Raw genomic sequence first — 15,863 nt, 5'->3', positions numbered from 1 at the left:
TAAAATAAAACAGTGTAAGTCCTAAGACTTACACTGTTTTTTATTGCCGCAGCAGCAATTCAATTCATTTGTACTGTAAGCAGTAATTCTTACAGAGCAGCTTTAGCAGCTTCTACCAGTTTGGTGAAAGCAGCTGCATCATAAATAGCCATATCAGCCAAAACTTTACGGTTCATTTCAATACCAGCTTTAGCCAGACCATTCATGAAACGGCTGTAGCTCATGCCGTTAGCACGGGTAGCAGCGTTGATACGAGCGATCCACAAACGACGAAATTCGCGTTTTTTAGCACGACGGTCACGACGAGCATAGCTCAAAGCTTTCATAACAGTTTCATTAGCTTTTTTGAACAGCAAATGTTTAGAACCGCGATAGCCTTTAGCCAGTTTTAAGATTTTTTTATGACGACGATGAGCAGTAACGCCCACTTTAATTCTTGCCATTATAGTCAGCCTCCCTTATCTATTATGCGTACGGCAGCATTTTTGCTACGCGTTCATGATCAGTTTTGTGAACAAGTGCAGCCTTACGCAAGTTTCTCTTGCGGGAAGGAGATTTATGTTCAAGAATATGGCTTTTAAAAGCTTTAGCACGTTTGAATTCACCGGTACCAGTCTTTTTAAAACGTTTAGCAGCAGCTCTGCGGGTTTTCATTTTAGGCATTGTTAAGTCCTCCTTATTTGGTAGCTTTAGGCGCAACAATCATAATCATGTTTCTGCCTTCTAATTTAGGTGCACGCTCAATGACAGCCATGTCTTTGAGCTGTTCAGCCATTTTTTTGAGCAACACTTCGCCAAGCTCAGGATGCGATAATTCGCGGCCACGGAACATGATGGTGACTTTTACTTTGTCGCCGTCTTCCAGGAATCGCACTGCATTTTTGAATTTGACGCCGAAGTCATGATCCTCAATACCGGGGCGCAATTTGACTTCTTTGATATCAAAGGTCTTTTGCTTTTTACGAGCTTCTTTATCTCGTTTTTGCTGCTCGTAACGATACTTGCCGTAATCCATAATCCGGCACACCGGAGGTTTCGCTGTAGGAGCGATCTCCACTAAATCAAGATGTCTTTCCTGCGCCAGCTGCAAAGCATCACGACCGGACATAATACCCAGCTGTTCGCCTTCACCGGCAATAACGCGCACTTCCCGTGCCCGAATTTCTTCATTGATACGCAAGCTTTCTTTGCTAATAACCGTTCACCTCCAAAATTAAATAAAAAACGCGAGCAGATAATACTGCCCGCGCTGAAAATCATATCCGACCCTGTCGAGCTTTTGCTGCAAGGTGAGAAGCGAGCGGCTTCTGCTTTGTTACTTGGATATAATATCATAATGTTAACTTTGTGTCAACATATTTATTAATCTTTTCTTGCTCCCAGCTGTCCGTCAAGATAAAACAATCCGGAAATATTATCGCCGATCATTTCCAGCTTTTCAACAATCTCAGAAGCATTGGCTTCTTCTTCTACCTGCTCATCGATAAACCATTTAAGACAACTTTGAGCCGCGTAATCTTTTTCTTTCAAAGCTACTTCATACATATCATAAATACGGGAAGTAACATATTTTTCATGCTCTAAAACTTTTTTGAACAAATTCAGAGGGGTACCGTAATCAGCCGCCGGCATATCAATCTGCAGAAGCTGAGGCTGCACACCGCAGTCCTGCATAAATTTTACGAAGCGCAAAGCGTGTTCACGTTCTTCTTCATATTGCAGATAAAGCCATTTAGCCATACCTTTATAATTTTTAGCTTCCATATCCAGGCTCATCGCAAGATACATATATGCAGAATACAATTCAGCCTGGACTTGTTCATTAAAAACCTTATAAACTTTTTTATTCATGATAACATCCTCCTTAACAGCTTAAAATGCCGTTTTTACTGGGTATATTATAACACTTTTTATTCGTTTTTTCAATAATTATTATCTATTTCCGTTACCACTTATCTAGCACGACATTCATATCTGATTATTTTTTATCGGCAATTTCTTCTTGCAGCATGGCAATAAAATCTTCCTGCTTCATAGCTCCGATATCTCCTTCGCCGCGGCGGCGCACAGCAACTGTACCGTCTTCAACTTCTTTATCACCGATAACAAGCATATACGGAACTTTCTGCAGCTGTGCTTCACGAATCTTATAACCGATTTTTTCGTTACGATCGTCAAGATAAACGCGCAGCCCCAATTTAAACATTTCATCACTCAATTTTTTAGCATACTCATAATGCTTGTCGGTAATCGGCATTACACGCACCTGGCAGGGAGCAAGCCAGGCAGGAAAAGCACCGGCATAGTTCTCAATCAGGATACCGATAAAACGCTCTATAGAACCATAAACCACACGATGGATCATAACCGGACGATGCTTCAAACCATCTTCGCCGGTATAGGTCAAATCAAATTTTTCTGGCAGCAGCATATCCAGCTGAATAGTGCCGCACTGCCATGTACGACCGATAGAATCTGTCAGATGAAAGTCGATCTTAGGGCCATAGAAAGCTCCGTCGCCTTCATTGATCACATAATCAAGTCCAAAATCTTCCATTGCGCTCTTCAAAGCATTAGTTGTAGTTTCCCAGGTTTCGGCATCACCCATTGAATCTTCCGGGCGGGTCGAAAGCTCGGCATGATATTTCAGCCCAAAGGTTGCATAAACCTCGTCAAATAAACGAATAACATTTTGGATCTCGTCTTTGATCTGGCTCGGCATCATAAAAATATGAGCATCATCCTGCGTAAAGCAGCGCACACGGAACAAGCCATGCAAAGCACCGGACAATTCATGACGATGTACCAGTCCAAGCTCGCCGGCACGGATCGGTAATTCCCTGTAGCTATGCGGATGAGTTTTATAGACCAGCATACCACCGGGGCAATTCATGGGTTTGATAGCGTAATCTTCGTTGTCGATCTCAGTAACATACATATTTTCACGGTAATGGTCCCAGTGTCCAGAAGTCTCCCATAACTTACGGGACAAGATCATCGGAGTTTTGATTTCCTGATAACCATAACGTCTGTGCACTTCACGCCAATAATTGATCAGCTCGTTGCGGATTACCATGCCATTGGGATGGAAAAACGGGAATCCAGGACCTTCTTCCATGATACTGAACAGATCCAGCTCTTTGCCAAGTTTTCGATGATCACGTCTGGCAGCTTCTTCAAGCATATGCAGATAAGCGTCCAGTTCTTCCTTACTAGGAAAAGCGGTGCCGTAGATACGCTGCAGCATTTTATTTTTTTCATCACCACGCCAGTAAGCGCCGGCAATACTTTGCAGTTTAAAAGCTTTTACCCTGCCGGTCGACGGACAATGCGGCCCTGCGCATAAGTCTGTGAAATCCCCCTGCGTATAAGTGCTGATAACTGCATCTTCAGGCAGATCATTGATCAGTTCGACCTTATATTTTTCATCTTTGTCTGCAAACATTTTCAACGCTTCACTGCGCGGCAATTCACTGCGTACAAGCGGAAGATTGGCTTTAACGATCTTAGCCATTTCTTTTTCAATAGCAATCAGATCTTCCGGGACAAAAACATGCTCGCTGTCTAAATCATAATAAAAACCATTAGAAATAGCAGGTCCGATAGCAAATTTAGTATCGGGGAACAAGTGCTGAATTGCCTGGGCCATGATATGTGCCGCCGTATGGCGAATCGCATGCAGTCCTTCAGAGCTTTCAGGAACAACAAATTCAACTGATGCATCATGCTCCAATTTATCTGTCAAATCTTTATTCACACCGTCTACCACAGCCAAAAGCGCCTGTTTGCCAAGTTTCTGCGACAAACCTTTTGCTACTTCCAGCAATGTCGTTCCGGCAGCAACTTCTTTTACACTGCCATCTTTTAAGGTTACTTTAACATTTGCCATTTTACTAGCCTCCTAAAAATAAATAAACTCCGTTCCCTGGAAAGGGACGGAGTTGACCGCGGTTCCACCCTAATTGACCTGCCGCTGGCAAGTCCACTCGGTACCGTTAACGCCGGCATACGACACTGCATACTAACTGCCAGAGCAGAGGTTCCGCAATGTGGTTTGAAGGTGGTAAGGTCTATCATTTTTCCAAAGCGCTTACAGCCAGGGCGCCTCTCTCTGCAGGAAAGATATGTTAGCCTCTTCCTTCGCATAACCGATTGATTATGTGACTATGTTTAATTATAAACTTAACAATAATTATTGTCAATAATTTTGATTTGTAAAATTCTTGTAGCCAAATTTATATTGTTACCTTATAATTATATTAAGATTAGTAATAGTTTTAGGAGATGCCCCGATGAAGATCTGGAATAATCCATTCAGAAAAATACTGCTGTTTTCCCTGCTGCTTCTATCTTTTAGTTCGGCTCAGGCAGAGGAAAACCAAAAAGAAACTCTGTTGTTTTTACCTTTGGATAACCGTCCTGTCTGTTCCTCTTATGTTGCCAAAACAATGGAAGCAGCGGGCTACAAAGTGCTGCTTCCGCCTGATAAATATCTGGCTTCATATAATCGAAACGGCAGTCCTGATGAATTATGGAAATGGCTCGTCAGCCGTGCGCCTCAGGCAGACGCTGCCGTCATTTCCACAGACAGTCTGATCTACGGCGGTCTGGTTGCATCACGTACTCATCACGAACCGCAGGCAGTTTTAGAGCAGCGTCTGCAGCGACTCGAAACACTGCGTGATCAGTTCCCAGTACGGCTTTATGCTTTCTCTACCTTGATGAGAACTCCGCGCGCCAGTTTTGGCGCTGTTGAGCCTCCATATTATTCGAAAATCGGTCCGGCTATTTTTCGTTATTCCGAGCTTTGTGACTCCGAAGATTTGATTGGACTCAGCCTCAAAGATGCTTTAACGAAAAAAACTTTGTCTACCAACCTGCCTAAAGCAGATTTGCAGGACTGGCTGGAACGACGCCAAAAAAATCTCAATATCAACAGCAAGCTGACGGAAATGACCCGCAGCAACCGTTTTCACTTTCTCGCAATCGGCAAGGACGATAATGCTCCGTTATCGCATACACATATGGAAGCACGCAAGCTCACTCAGGAAACCTATGATCTTACGCAGCGAACTTTTCAGATAATCCCCGGTGTCGACCAGCTCGGGCTGCTGCTGCTGACCAGAGCCGGAAACGAACTGAAGCGTTATCAGCCACGTGTTTACGCCTATTATGCAGATGGCTGGGGACCGCGAACGCTGCCGCAATATTCTGATATGACCTTAGGTCAATCAGTGCCACAGCAGATTTTAGCAGTAGACGGCCGTACTGCTACCAGTGCCGCTAACGCAGACGTTGTTTTGGCACTAAACACGCCCTTTGATGGCATAATGATGGATTCTACCGCTCCTTCCAATCAGTTTTTCTCTTCACCGCAAAACCGTGCCTATATCAAACAGCTCAAGCAGCTTATGGATAACGGCTACCGGGTATCTTTGGCCGACGTAGCTTATTCTAACGGAGCTGATAATGGCTTTATGAACGAACTGGCTAAACAGGGGCAGTTGGAACGGCTGACAGCCTATAATGGCTGGAATACTGCGGACAATACCGTTGGATTTGCCATTTGTCAGGGTATACTGACTCCGCAGATGTCAAAACCGGATGCTGAAAAACTGATGCGTATCAGAGTTATAGACGACTGGTATTATCAGGCCAATGCCCGACGCAGTGCTACTACATTTTTGGAAAGCAAAAATCAAAAAAATGCAGTTTACCTTCTCGGCCCTTATCAGAAACCAGTTCACGATCTGGCTTTAGGCGTTTGCCGAGATTTATCAGGACGTTATAAATTTACAGAAAAAAGTAATTTTGATATTTCTTTCCCCTGGAACAGACTTTTTGAAATTGATGTAGAACTGAAAAAAGATAAAAAGAAATAACTGTCTTAAAATACCGTTGAACAACTTAGTCCAACGGTATTTTTTTATATTATCTGCCTATTTACTTAAATATTTATCGTTTTTCAATAAATTATTTACTTTTAATAAAGAATTGCTATATTATTTACTTAAGGAGGTTTTTATGGACAATATTGATACTGCAATTCTAGACTGTTTAAAGGAAAATGGGCGCGTCACCGCTTCTGAGATAAGTAAAAAAGTAAAACTGTCAATTCCTGCTGTTGCCGAAAGAATACGTAAACTCGAACAAAATTCGATTATTCAAAAGTATACAATCAAGCTCGACCGCCGGCAGACCGGGCAAAAACTTTTAGCTTTTATTTTTGTAAATATTGATAAAACCGAGCATATCAATGCTTTCCGCAGTCAGATAACCGTTCTTCCGGATGTACTTGAATGTCATCATCTTGCCGGAGCTTACGACTATTTGCTTAAAGTAAGCGTCAGCGATACCGATGCTCTGGAAAGCTTTCTTACTAATAAGCTAAAAAAAATCACCGGCGTCAGCAGTTCTAATACCTTTATTACTCTGGCAACGCTAAAGGAAGAGTTAAATTGCTGAACTCTTTTATACGCGGTCTGCGCCTTGGTATAATTTTACAGCTGTCAATCGGTCCGGTTTGTCTTTTTATTCTGCAAACAGCTATTGCCCGGGGAATAACCGAAGCGTTGAAAGCCGTACTGGCAGTAGTTTTGGTTGACGCTTTCTATATCCTGCTGGCATTATATGGTTTAGGAACTTGCCTGAAAAATTATCCGGGCATACAAAAAAAACTACGTTATTGCGGTGCTGCCGTGCTTCTCTACTTTGCAGTTACTGCTTTAGCTGATGTTTTTCATCCACAGATTTCAACTGCCACTATTATGCTGCCACAAATCAGCAGTTTTTACGCTGCAGGACTGCTTACGCTCAGCAATCCCCTGACGATTATTTTCTGGTTAGGTATGCTTTCAGCACAAGTTTCCCAGTACCGGCTCAACAGACAGCAGCTTCTTTCTTTCACCTGTGGCTGTATAAGTGCAACGTTCTTATTTCTCTGTCTGCTTGCTTTTTTAGGTAACAGCAGCGCACCTCTATTGTCACCTTCACTACAGCAATTAATCAACATCTGCATCGGATGTCTTCTGATTTTTTTTGCATACCGATCAGCAACTTGTAGATAAACATTTAATAAATTTAATCTAAACATCTCTCTTTCTTTAACTTTGAGCTAAACACCAGAATTCCACAATACAGAAAAGCCATCTGCAAATACACAGATGGCTTTTGATGTTTTCCTGAAGCATTAAAAACTGTAGTTTATACCAATTTGATAGTTACGCCCAGGTTCGGCATACCACTCATCAAATCCAAGAAATCCGCCGCTCTCATTGTCCCAATTGGAATAAAACTGATTAAAAATATTATTGACCTTCACATAAAGCCTGGTATTTTTCTGCAGTTTATAGTTCAATGAAGCATTCCATACCCAGTAATTATTATTGGCAAAACGATTTTCACCACGGCCGTTAGCCTGATCAAAAACTCCGCGCCCCTGCAGCAGCACACTATACTTATCATATTCGTACATCAAATCAAGCAACAGTTCACCGTGAGGTATCATCGTACTTACAGGGCTTGAATTTTTACGTTCTGTATCCACTTTCGTCTGTGTATAAGCCACCAGAGAACGCCACTTTTCTGAAAACCGTTTCGATGCGGAAACAGTAAATCCTGTTGCTTTCTCATGCGCAATATTGGCATATCGACGAAGATATTTTGGTAAACTTATATCTACTGCAATGACATCAGTTGCATCACGATGAAAAACATTAATTTTTAATGACGAAGACTCATCCGGTATATAAGTTAATCCCGCTTCATAAACCCTACCTTCTTCTGGCTTCAGCGCCTCGTCACCATAATCAGGAGAAAATATCTGCAGCTGCTTGGGCGGCGCAAAATATTCTGTATAGGCCAAAGTATATAATACCTTTTCAGAGGGCTGATATTCCAACGAAAAAGCAGGAGAAAGCTTGCTCCCTGCATAAGAATTCCAATCCTGACGCAGACTGCCGACAGCTTTGACGCTGTCAGCCAGCTGCCAGACATCCTGCAGATAAACAGCTTTACTGATCACAGTTCCGTCACTATATTTTGCTGCCAGATCCTGATAATTAAGGACCTTATCCTTGTAATATTCCGCACCGCCGGTCAAAGTATGTTTTGGGTGCCACTGTTTACTGTAACGGTCAAAAAAACCTTCCGTCTGTAAATCAAGCAGCCATGGTCGTTCAACATTTAAACTTCTATCATAGGCGGAATTGCTGCTGCGTCTGTAAATACCCACAATATTATTTTCTGTATCCGAAAATTTACGCTCATATTCCAGAGTTAGATTATCTTCTGTCTTGCGGGCATCGGTCATAAAAATATTTTTAACTAACTTTGGCGGCTTAGTTTCATCAGGTTCCGTATTCTTATAATTGAAGATCTTTGATTTATACCTGCCGCTGAAAACGCTGTAGCTTAAAGTCAGATCAGCAGTTTCACCCCAGGCTTTGGTCAATTTGATACCAGCATTTTCAACATTTTCGTATGAAGGTATACTCTCCCTTGCACTACTGTAATCGCCCATAATACTTTTTCGGGCATAAACCGACCAGCTCCATTCACCGCTTTTGCCTAAATGTAAAATATTCTCTTGCTCACGTCCATAACTGCCCGTTTCCAGATTGATACTGGTTTTAACACCTTCAACAGCTTTTTTTGTAGTTATCCTGATCACACCGCCTTTAGCAGCATTACCGTAAACGCTTCCGGCTGCTGACGGCAAAACCTCTACACTTTCCAGCATTCCAGCCGGCAGTACACCGAAATCAAAATCATTATAACTGCTGCCGTTCCAGTTAGAACGCACACCGTCAATAATTACCAAATAACGGTCAGAACCATTCAGCAAAATCTTACTATAGGCATTCATACCACCGCTGGCGCCCCTTGCCATCAAAGTAACACCCGGAAGTTGCTGAATCACATCCAAAGCATTATCATAATTGCCGTTTTCCAGCTTCTTTTCATCAACTTTATAGTAACCTGGTTTACCTGTACTATTGTCATAACGCGCGGCCGTAACTATCATCGGCTCCAAATAAAATTCCGCTTCACCCGCTGCAGCCGCGGTTTTCATTGAGAAAAGCACCAGGTAAAATATAGCCAAGAAACACAAATATTTTTGCTGCAAAGCAACCTCTCCTTGATAAAAGTTTCTTTTGTTATGACTTCAGCAAATACTATCAGCTAATGCAGAAACTTTTCAATACTTTTATACAATTGTTCCACATCGAACGGCTTGGGAATAAAAGCATTCATTCCCGCAGCCAGCGCTTTCTCACGATCTTCCTGCAGCGTATTGGCGGTCATAGCGATAACTGGTATTTCCTGTGCGTCGTCCCTGCTCAAAGACCTGATCTCTGCAGCAGCTTCAAGCCCGCCCTTTAGCGGCATCTGCAGATCCATTAAAATCAGGTCATAAGTGCCTGGCAAAGTTTCCTGAAACCTGTCTACAGCCTGCTGTCCGTTTACAACGCGTTCAACGTGTACCCCCTGCATTTCCAACATCGTTACGGCAATCTCGGCATTAAGATCATTATCTTCTGCCAACAAAATATTTTTACCCGCTAAATAACTATGTATTCTGACTTCGTTATTATTCTCCAGGATTTCATCAAACTGTTTTTCGTAAACAGGCAGCTTGATAGTAAAGAAAAATTCAGAACCTTTTTCAACCTCACTGCGTACACTTAAAATACCGCCCATCAATTCTACCAAATTGCGGCTGATAGCCAGCCCCAACCCAGTTCCCTGCTGATTGCTGAGGCTTTTTCGGAAAACCTGCTCAAACGATCCAAAAATACGTTCCAGATCTGTTTCAGGAATACCAATACCTGTATCACAAACACTGAAACGCAGCTCAGAAACCCCTTCTTCAGTAGCACTTTCCAGAACCGTCACCGTTATCTCGCCATTGTTTTCTGTAAATTTATGGGCATTTGAGAGCAAATTAATAAGAACCTGCTTTAAACGCAGCTCATCTCCAACAAAATTTTTATGTGTAAAACAGCATTTAAACTGTAATTTGATTTTCCTCTCTTCCGCCATCATCAGAAAAATATTGCTCAGCTGCCGCAGCAGATTATCCATAGAAAAAGGTCTGCTTTCGATCTGGATCTTGCCGCTTTCTATTTTTGACATATCAAGGATATCATTGACGATCGATAATAAAAATTTAGCAGAAGAATCAATTTTGGAAATATTTTTCTGCGTCACAGGATCCCCTTCACCGGAAAGCCGCATCAGATTAGCCAATCCGATGATTGCATTCAAAGGAGTTCTTATTTCATGTGACATCCTGGAAAGGAACTCTGAACGCACCTTGCTGATGTTTTCTACTTTTTTCATTTTAAAATAAATGACCTGATTTTTCATTTTAAACCAAAAATACATAAAAACAATCGTTACCACAAGTAAAATAAACCCAATTATGATCAGAGAAAATATGACCGGATTAGAATAAACCAAAGCCTTGAAAGACATTTCTTTCTTGCCAGACATCAAGGTATTATTGGATAAAATCTGCGCAGTCTGCTCATTGGACAGGTTGACCAGGCTTTTATTCAAAATAGAATACAGCTGTATATCATTACTGCTGCTGACCCCCAAAGACAAATATATCTCAGGACTCTCTATAACAGGAATGATATTAGTATAATAATCACTCATATACAGATCTTCCAAAACAACGACAGGTATTCTGCTATAAGAAGCTTCTCCCGAATCTACTGCATTCAGACATTCTTCATATGTATCAAAATGCGCAACGTCTGTATGTTTGATATTACGCGATGCACAGCTGCCGTTTATGACTGCAGCAATATTTTTATCATTTGGGAAATGTGTATACTTATTACGCATGATGATAGAATTAAGCATCATATAATTTTTGGTGATATTTAAACCATCAGGATTAAAGGCGTCATTTTCATTGATATAATAACCAAGGATATCTGCCTGACCGCTTTTGACCAATTCCAAAGTCTGCCCATAGGAAGCAGCCGTTATATACTCAAACTCCGCTCCGATCTGAGCAGCAATCAATGCAAAAATTTCAGGAACGATACCTTTAGGTTCACCATCCTTAATATAATAAAAAGGATAATTGTTTTTTACTACAGCTACCTTAAATGGGCCATTTTTATGTATAAACGTACTTTCCTGTTCTGAGAATACAGCAGTGTTACTGTAATTGACAGGAAAATATTTTTGAAACAGGGCTTCGCCAAAATTCGGATTGACTGCATAAATCTTTTTTATAGCTTCATTCAGCTGCGCACTTGTTTCCGGATCGTCCTTCCTTGCAACGATATAGCAAGGTTCAGAATTAAAACGCAATGCGACATTATAATCAGCCAGCTTGTTAAAAAGATCGCTTACTAAAAGCAGATCCACTTCACCATTATCCAAAGAACTTTCAAATTCATCAGAAGTACCGTAATATTTGATATCGCTTTTTATATCATTGAATTCTAAAACATTATTTAAGCGCTTTATTTTATCAGTAGCCTTGGCAAAAACACCAATCGTTTTCCCTTCCAGACTTTTGATATCAAATCCCTTGATATTCTGGTCATTTTTGTTATAAATCAGCAAACTGTAGCTATAACCCATCAGATGTTCAGGATAATACAGGTTTTCACCAAATCCAGGTGACTTTAACACAGCACCCATAAGATCATATTTATTATGTTCCATATTTTTTATTGACTGGCTAATGGAATCTCCAATAAACTCATATTCCCAACCTGTATATTTAGCGATTTCAACTAACCATTCATAGACGACACCGCCACGTGTGCCATCTGCGTATGTCTCACATATACCGCGTGTTTCAGGGAATGCCACCTTTAAAACTTTTTTAGCCTGTGTTTCTGCAGCATTCGCAGTCACACAGGCACAAATAGACATTATTATCGCTAACCAAACAAAAGTACTTTTAAGAAGCTTCATATGAAAATTGTTACCTTATCTTTCCTGTCAATCAAGCTTGTTTATTATATTTTAATATTTATATTCATTTTAACAAAATTATATCTTTTGAGCAATTAAATATAAAGTTTTATTATTAATTTTACAATAAAAACAAAACACCCTCCATCAAATAATTATTGGTGGAGGGTGTTTAAATTATTTCCGCGGCAAAAAGATTTTTATAGTAGTCCCTTTGTCCAGTTCACTTTCCAGCTCAATGCGACCTTTATGGAACATCACCCCATGCTTGACTATGGAAAGTCCCAAACCTGTGCCGCCGGTTTCTTTAAAGTGACTTTTATCAACCCTGTAAAAGCGTTCAAAAACCCGCTCTTTATCAGCACTGCCGATACCGCAGCCGGTATCCTTAAATGTCAGTACTGCTTCACCGGGAATTACGGCTACTGTAATCTCAACGCTGCCGTTTTCACGATTATACTTGATCCCGTTGTCAATAAGGTTATAAATAACCTCGCTCAAAACTGCAGGTACCCCTTCTACCTCAGCTTCACAGCCACTGACGCTTATTGCGACATTTTTTCCGGCAGCCTGTTCCTGCAGACGCTGAACTGTACCTTCAGCCAGCTTTTTCAATTCGATAATTTCCAGGTTGTTCATATTATTCGCCGACTCGTCTAAACGCGACAGTTTCATAATATTATCGATAAGCACAATCAGATGCCCGGCCTCACTGTAGATTTTTTCCAGAAAGCGCTGCTTATCTCCTTCCTGAACTAACCCGTTTTTCATAATCTCAGCATAACCCAAAATCGACTGCAGCGGTGTTTTCAGTTCATGCGAAACATTTGCAGAAAACTCACGCCGCAGTGTTTCTGCTGCACGCTTTTCAGTAACATCAAAAATCAGCAATACGCTGCCTTTACCGCCAACACTGCTGCCGCATAGCTGATAAAAGCGCCCGTCCTTCTGATACAGACTTTCACCGCTGCCGCCCACAGCTACCTTCTGCAGCAGCTCCTGCACTTCCTGGCCTCGCTCCAAAGTCAGAATATTTTTACCAACGACTTCATGATCCTGCAAACCAAATAATTTGGCGGCACTGTCGTTGATCGATAAAATATTCTGCCGGTCATTCAAAAGGATCAGACCCTCATTCATACTCTGAGTAATAGCCGCCAGTTCATTCTGCTTCTGCCGCAGCTGCTTTAAGCCTTCTGAAACCTGCCTCTGCTGCTGGGCGATCCGTGTTAAAAACGGTGCCAGTTCATCATAAGTATCATTTTCCAGTGGGTTTTCCAGATCCACCTGATCCAGCGGTAAAACCATTTTATCAGTAATCCGCCGTGCCAGAAGCATAGCCACCAAAGCCACCACCAGCACTACCGCGATCATATAGGGAATACTGCCGGCCACCGTCGCAAAAACAGAGTCTGTCGTTCTTGCAACACGCAGTATATCACCATTATCCAGCCGCAGCGCAAAATAAAAAGTTTTTTCTGACAGAGTATCGCTCATACGCTCGGCCAAACCAATTCCACTTGCTAACGCTTCCTGTACTTCCTCACGATCTTTATGATTAAGCATTTTTTCGGCTGCCACATGATTGTCATAGATGACCCTGCCGTCAGGAGCAATCAAAGTAACACGAGTCAGCTTACCGCTTTCCATGGTCAATGCCTGCAGATAGCTTTTCCCGCTCTGTTCCAGACCCATTTTTATAAAAGTTGCTTCCTGTCTCAAATCACGCTGCATTGTGGTCATCGACCCCTGGTACATAATAACCGCAATCAGCACGGAAGCAATGATAACAGCCGCCGTTGACAAAAACAGCAGACCGCTGAAAATTTTATTTCTCATAGCCAGCTCCTATACGATAACCGACGCCGCGTACAGTTTCTACCAATGCTCCTGCTTCGCCCAGTTTCAGCCGCAGCGTACGCACATGAACATCGACAGTACGTGTCTCGCCGGCAAAATCATAACCCCAGATATCAGTTAAAAGCTGTTCGCGCGTAAAAACCTGTCCCGGCCGCTCTAACAGCTTATGTAAAAGCTCAAATTCCTTAAATGTCAGAACTACCTCCTGACCACCGGCCATCACGCGGTGTTTGTCGATCTCCATTACCAACTCGCCGGCAGTAAGCCTGCTCTGCTTATCCTCCTGCTTATAACGCCGCAGTACGGCTTTGACCCGCGACACCATTTCCATCATGCCGAAAGGTTTGGCTATATAATCATCAGCCCCATTATCAAGACCATGAACTTTGTCGAATTCTGAGCCTTTGGCTGTTGCCATGATCACCGGCACCTGTGCGGTCCGTTTATCGCTGCGCAGCCGCTTCAGCAGACTAAGGCCATCTTCACCCGGGAGCATGATGTCCAGCAGAATCAGAGTCGGCTTGCCGCATTCCAGCGCTTTGAACAACTCATCACCGCTGCCTACGCCCAGAGCTTTAAAACCAACTGACTGCAATGTATAAACTTCTAATTCACGAATATTAGGATCGTCCTCCACGCAAAAGATCATGCACAGTATCCTCCTCATGTGCTCCTGTAATCATAAACAGCACCCATTGGGAAATGTTTACCGCATGGTCGCCGATTTTTTCAAAATACTTGGCGATCATCAGGTAATCAATAGCCTGCTCTCCGCTATCCTGCGTGCTGCGTATGACCTGGATCAATTCTTTTTTTGCCCTGCTGAACAATTCGTCAACGACATCATCGTCACGCTCTACCTGCTGAGCCAGGCGCAGATCGCCCTTCACAAAAGCGTCCAGACTGGTACTGACCATCTTTTTCGCCGCTGTCGCCATTTGCTGCAAAAGCGTTGTATCGTAATCCCTGCCAAATTCAGCCTTGCCTAAAATCTCAGCAATATTGCCCGCCTGTTCGCCGATACGGCTCAAATCCGTAATCATTTTCAGCGCCGCTGAAATCTGGCGCAAATCAGAAGCGACAGGCTGCTGCTTCAAAAGCAGATTTATACAAATATTCTCTACTTCCCGCTCTTTTTCCTCTGTGCGTTTGCCTAAAATAATAATTTCTCTGTTCAAAGCATCATTATCTTCCTGCAAAGCCTGCATCACATGCTCCAAAGCATTCTCGCACAAAGTGCCCATTACGATCAGTTCTGTGTTCAAAAGCTCCATCTGAGCCGCAAATCTGCTCCTTACCATCAGCCAAACCTCCCTGTAATATAATCTTCAGTCTTTTTCTCCTGCGGGTTCGAGAACAAACTATCAGTATCGTTGAACTCTACCACTTCACCCAAAAGAAAAAAGGCTGTTTTATCAGAAATACGCACCGCCTGCTGCATATTATGCGTTACAATCACGATAGTATAATTTTGCTTCAATTCCAATGCCAAATCTTCTATTTTCAGGGTCGAAATCGGGTCCAGTGCCGAAGTAGGCTCGTCCATTAACAAAACCTCCGGCTGTACCGCCAGCGCGCGGGCAATGCAGAGCCGCTGCTGCTGACCACCAGAAAAACTCAAAGCGCTTTTATCAAGCCTGTCCTTGACTTCATCCCAGATTGCCGCCTTACGCAAAGCCTCCTCCACCATATCATCCAGCTTAGCTTTGCCTTTGACGCCATGTGTTCGAGGTCCGAAAGCAATATTATCATACACACTCATCGGAAAAGGATTCGGCTTTTGAAAAACCATGCCCACACGTTTACGCAGCAAATTAACATCGTCATTGGCATAAATGTCATCATTGTCCAGCAAAACCCTGCCTGTAATACGGCAGCCTTCGATAAGATCGTTCATTCTATTCAAAGATTTCAGCAGTGTTGATTTGCCACAGCCAGAAGGACCTATAAATGCAGTAATCTCTTTTTCCGGTATCCGCATATTGATATTTTTTAGCGCATGGAATTCACTGTAATATAAATCCAAAGTTTCAATAGCTATTTTCGTATCCATA

General features: G+C 42.3%; 14 protein-coding genes and 2 other annotated features. Of the genes, 3 read left to right on the top strand and 11 right to left on the bottom strand.

The features are described 5' to 3' along the window. Positions 1 to 89 precede the first annotated feature (89 nt). The 5 genes from rplT to thrS form a co-directional block, all read right to left on the bottom strand. Positions 90 to 443 (bottom strand): 50S ribosomal protein L20, encoded by a 354-nt coding sequence (gene rplT / locus PFJ30894_RS05705; RefSeq protein ID WP_021718883.1) that lies wholly within the window; start codon positions 441 to 443, stop codon positions 90 to 92. A gap of 22 nt (positions 444 to 465) precedes the next feature. Continuing rightward, positions 466 to 663 (bottom strand): 50S ribosomal protein L35, encoded by a 198-nt coding sequence (gene rpmI, locus PFJ30894_RS05700; protein WP_021718884.1) that lies wholly within the window; start codon positions 661 to 663, stop codon positions 466 to 468. A 13-nt stretch (positions 664 to 676) separates the two neighbouring features. Next, positions 677 to 1,180 (bottom strand): translation initiation factor IF-3, encoded by a 504-nt coding sequence (infC, locus tag PFJ30894_RS05695; RefSeq protein ID WP_021718885.1) that lies wholly within the window; start codon positions 1,178 to 1,180, stop codon positions 677 to 679. Positions 1,181 to 1,212: 32 nt separating this feature from the next. Further along, positions 1,213 to 1,319: a sequence feature (ribosomal protein L20 leader region), on the bottom strand. A 43-nt stretch (positions 1,320 to 1,362) separates the two neighbouring features. After that, positions 1,363 to 1,851 carry a ferritin gene (locus tag PFJ30894_RS05690; RefSeq protein WP_021718886.1) on the bottom strand — a complete coding sequence of 163 codons (489 nt, stop codon included), beginning with the start codon at positions 1,849 to 1,851 and terminating at the stop codon, positions 1,363 to 1,365. Between the two features lie 127 nt (positions 1,852 to 1,978). Then, complete coding sequence (thrS, locus tag PFJ30894_RS05685; RefSeq protein ID WP_125669244.1) at positions 1,979 to 3,889, bottom strand: threonine--tRNA ligase; 1,911 nt, start codon at positions 3,887 to 3,889, stop codon at positions 1,979 to 1,981. A gap of 39 nt (positions 3,890 to 3,928) precedes the next feature. Further along, positions 3,929 to 4,155 (bottom strand) — a binding site (T-box leader). Positions 4,156 to 4,292: 137 nt separating this feature from the next. On the opposite strand from thrS, the gene PFJ30894_RS05680 reads away from it, so the two are divergent. From PFJ30894_RS05680 to PFJ30894_RS05670, 3 genes are all read left to right on the top strand, one after another. After that, positions 4,293 to 5,882, top strand: a complete 1,590-nt coding sequence (locus PFJ30894_RS05680) for a DUF4127 family protein (RefSeq protein ID WP_125669243.1) — start codon at positions 4,293 to 4,295, stop codon at positions 5,880 to 5,882. 142 nt (positions 5,883 to 6,024) lie between these two features. Next, positions 6,025 to 6,465, top strand: coding sequence for an Lrp/AsnC family transcriptional regulator (locus PFJ30894_RS05675; protein WP_125669242.1), 441 nt, complete (start codon positions 6,025 to 6,027; stop codon positions 6,463 to 6,465). Next, positions 6,459 to 7,067 (top strand): LysE family transporter, encoded by a 609-nt coding sequence (locus PFJ30894_RS05670; RefSeq protein WP_125669241.1) that lies wholly within the window; start codon positions 6,459 to 6,461, stop codon positions 7,065 to 7,067. The genes PFJ30894_RS05675 and PFJ30894_RS05670 overlap by 7 nt, the downstream gene beginning before the upstream one ends. Before the next feature lie 122 nt (positions 7,068 to 7,189). On the opposite strand, the gene PFJ30894_RS05665 is transcribed toward PFJ30894_RS05670, so the two are convergent. The 6 genes from PFJ30894_RS05665 to pstB form a co-directional block, all read right to left on the bottom strand. Beyond that, entirely contained in the window at positions 7,190 to 9,073 is a 1,884-nt protein-coding gene (locus PFJ30894_RS05665; RefSeq protein ID WP_125669240.1) for a TonB-dependent receptor plug domain-containing protein, read from the bottom strand. A 110-nt stretch (positions 9,074 to 9,183) separates the two neighbouring features. Then, positions 9,184 to 11,907: an ATP-binding protein gene (locus tag PFJ30894_RS05660; protein WP_167457031.1), complete on the bottom strand. Its 2,724-nt coding sequence runs from the start codon at positions 11,905 to 11,907 to the stop codon at positions 9,184 to 9,186. Between the two features lie 219 nt (positions 11,908 to 12,126). Beyond that, positions 12,127 to 13,788 (bottom strand): sensor histidine kinase, encoded by a 1,662-nt coding sequence (locus PFJ30894_RS05655; protein WP_046430154.1) that lies wholly within the window; start codon positions 13,786 to 13,788, stop codon positions 12,127 to 12,129. Continuing rightward, positions 13,778 to 14,458 carry a winged helix-turn-helix domain-containing protein gene (locus PFJ30894_RS05650; protein ID WP_021718894.1) on the bottom strand — a complete coding sequence of 227 codons (681 nt, stop codon included), beginning with the start codon at positions 14,456 to 14,458 and terminating at the stop codon, positions 13,778 to 13,780. The genes PFJ30894_RS05655 and PFJ30894_RS05650 overlap by 11 nt, the downstream gene beginning before the upstream one ends. Then, on the bottom strand, positions 14,430 to 15,110 hold the full coding sequence (gene phoU, locus PFJ30894_RS05645; protein WP_113077219.1) for a phosphate signaling complex protein PhoU: 681 nt from the start codon (positions 15,108 to 15,110) through the stop codon (positions 14,430 to 14,432). Before phoU ends, PFJ30894_RS05650 begins: the two co-directional genes overlap by 29 nt. Further along, positions 15,110 to 15,862, bottom strand: a complete 753-nt coding sequence (gene pstB / locus PFJ30894_RS05640; protein ID WP_113077220.1) for a phosphate ABC transporter ATP-binding protein PstB — start codon at positions 15,860 to 15,862, stop codon at positions 15,110 to 15,112. Before pstB ends, phoU begins: the two co-directional genes overlap by 1 nt. Position 15,863 lies beyond the last annotated feature (1 nt).

The organism is Phascolarctobacterium faecium (assembly GCF_003945365.1).
GTDB lineage: Bacteria > Bacillota > Negativicutes > Acidaminococcales > Acidaminococcaceae > Phascolarctobacterium > Phascolarctobacterium faecium.
Note: the sequence above shows the minus strand (reverse complement) of the source record. Positions and strands in the feature narration are given on the sequence as shown.

Bases quoted from the DNA above. Each gene is read 5' to 3' on its own strand.
- rplT (WP_021718883.1), bottom strand. From the start codon at position 443: ATGGCAAGAATTAAAGTGGGCGTTACTGCTCATCGTCGTCATAAAAAA.
- rpmI (WP_021718884.1), bottom strand. From the start codon at position 663: ATGCCTAAAATGAAAACCCGCAGAGCTGCTGCTAAACGTTTTAAAAAG.
- PFJ30894_RS05690 (WP_021718886.1), bottom strand. From the start codon at position 1,851: ATGAATAAAAAAGTTTATAAGGTTTTTAATGAACAAGTCCAGGCTGAA.
- thrS (WP_125669244.1), bottom strand. From the start codon at position 3,889: ATGGCAAATGTTAAAGTAACCTTAAAAGATGGCAGTGTAAAAGAAGTT.
- PFJ30894_RS05680 (WP_125669243.1), top strand. From the start codon at position 4,293: ATGAAGATCTGGAATAATCCATTCAGAAAAATACTGCTGTTTTCCCTG.
- PFJ30894_RS05675 (WP_125669242.1), top strand. From the start codon at position 6,025: ATGGACAATATTGATACTGCAATTCTAGACTGTTTAAAGGAAAATGGG.
- PFJ30894_RS05665 (WP_125669240.1), bottom strand. From the start codon at position 9,073: ATGAAAACCGCGGCTGCAGCGGGTGAAGCGGAATTTTATTTGGAGCCG.
- PFJ30894_RS05660 (WP_167457031.1), bottom strand. From the start codon at position 11,907: ATGTCTATTTGTGCCTGTGTGACTGCGAATGCTGCAGAAACACAGGCT.
- PFJ30894_RS05655 (WP_046430154.1), bottom strand. From the start codon at position 13,788: ATGAGAAATAAAATTTTCAGCGGTCTGCTGTTTTTGTCAACGGCGGCT.
- PFJ30894_RS05650 (WP_021718894.1), bottom strand. From the start codon at position 14,458: ATGATCTTTTGCGTGGAGGACGATCCTAATATTCGTGAATTAGAAGTT.
- phoU (WP_113077219.1), bottom strand. From the start codon at position 15,110: ATGGTAAGGAGCAGATTTGCGGCTCAGATGGAGCTTTTGAACACAGAA.
- pstB (WP_113077220.1), bottom strand. From the start codon at position 15,862: ATGGATACGAAAATAGCTATTGAAACTTTGGATTTATATTACAGTGAA.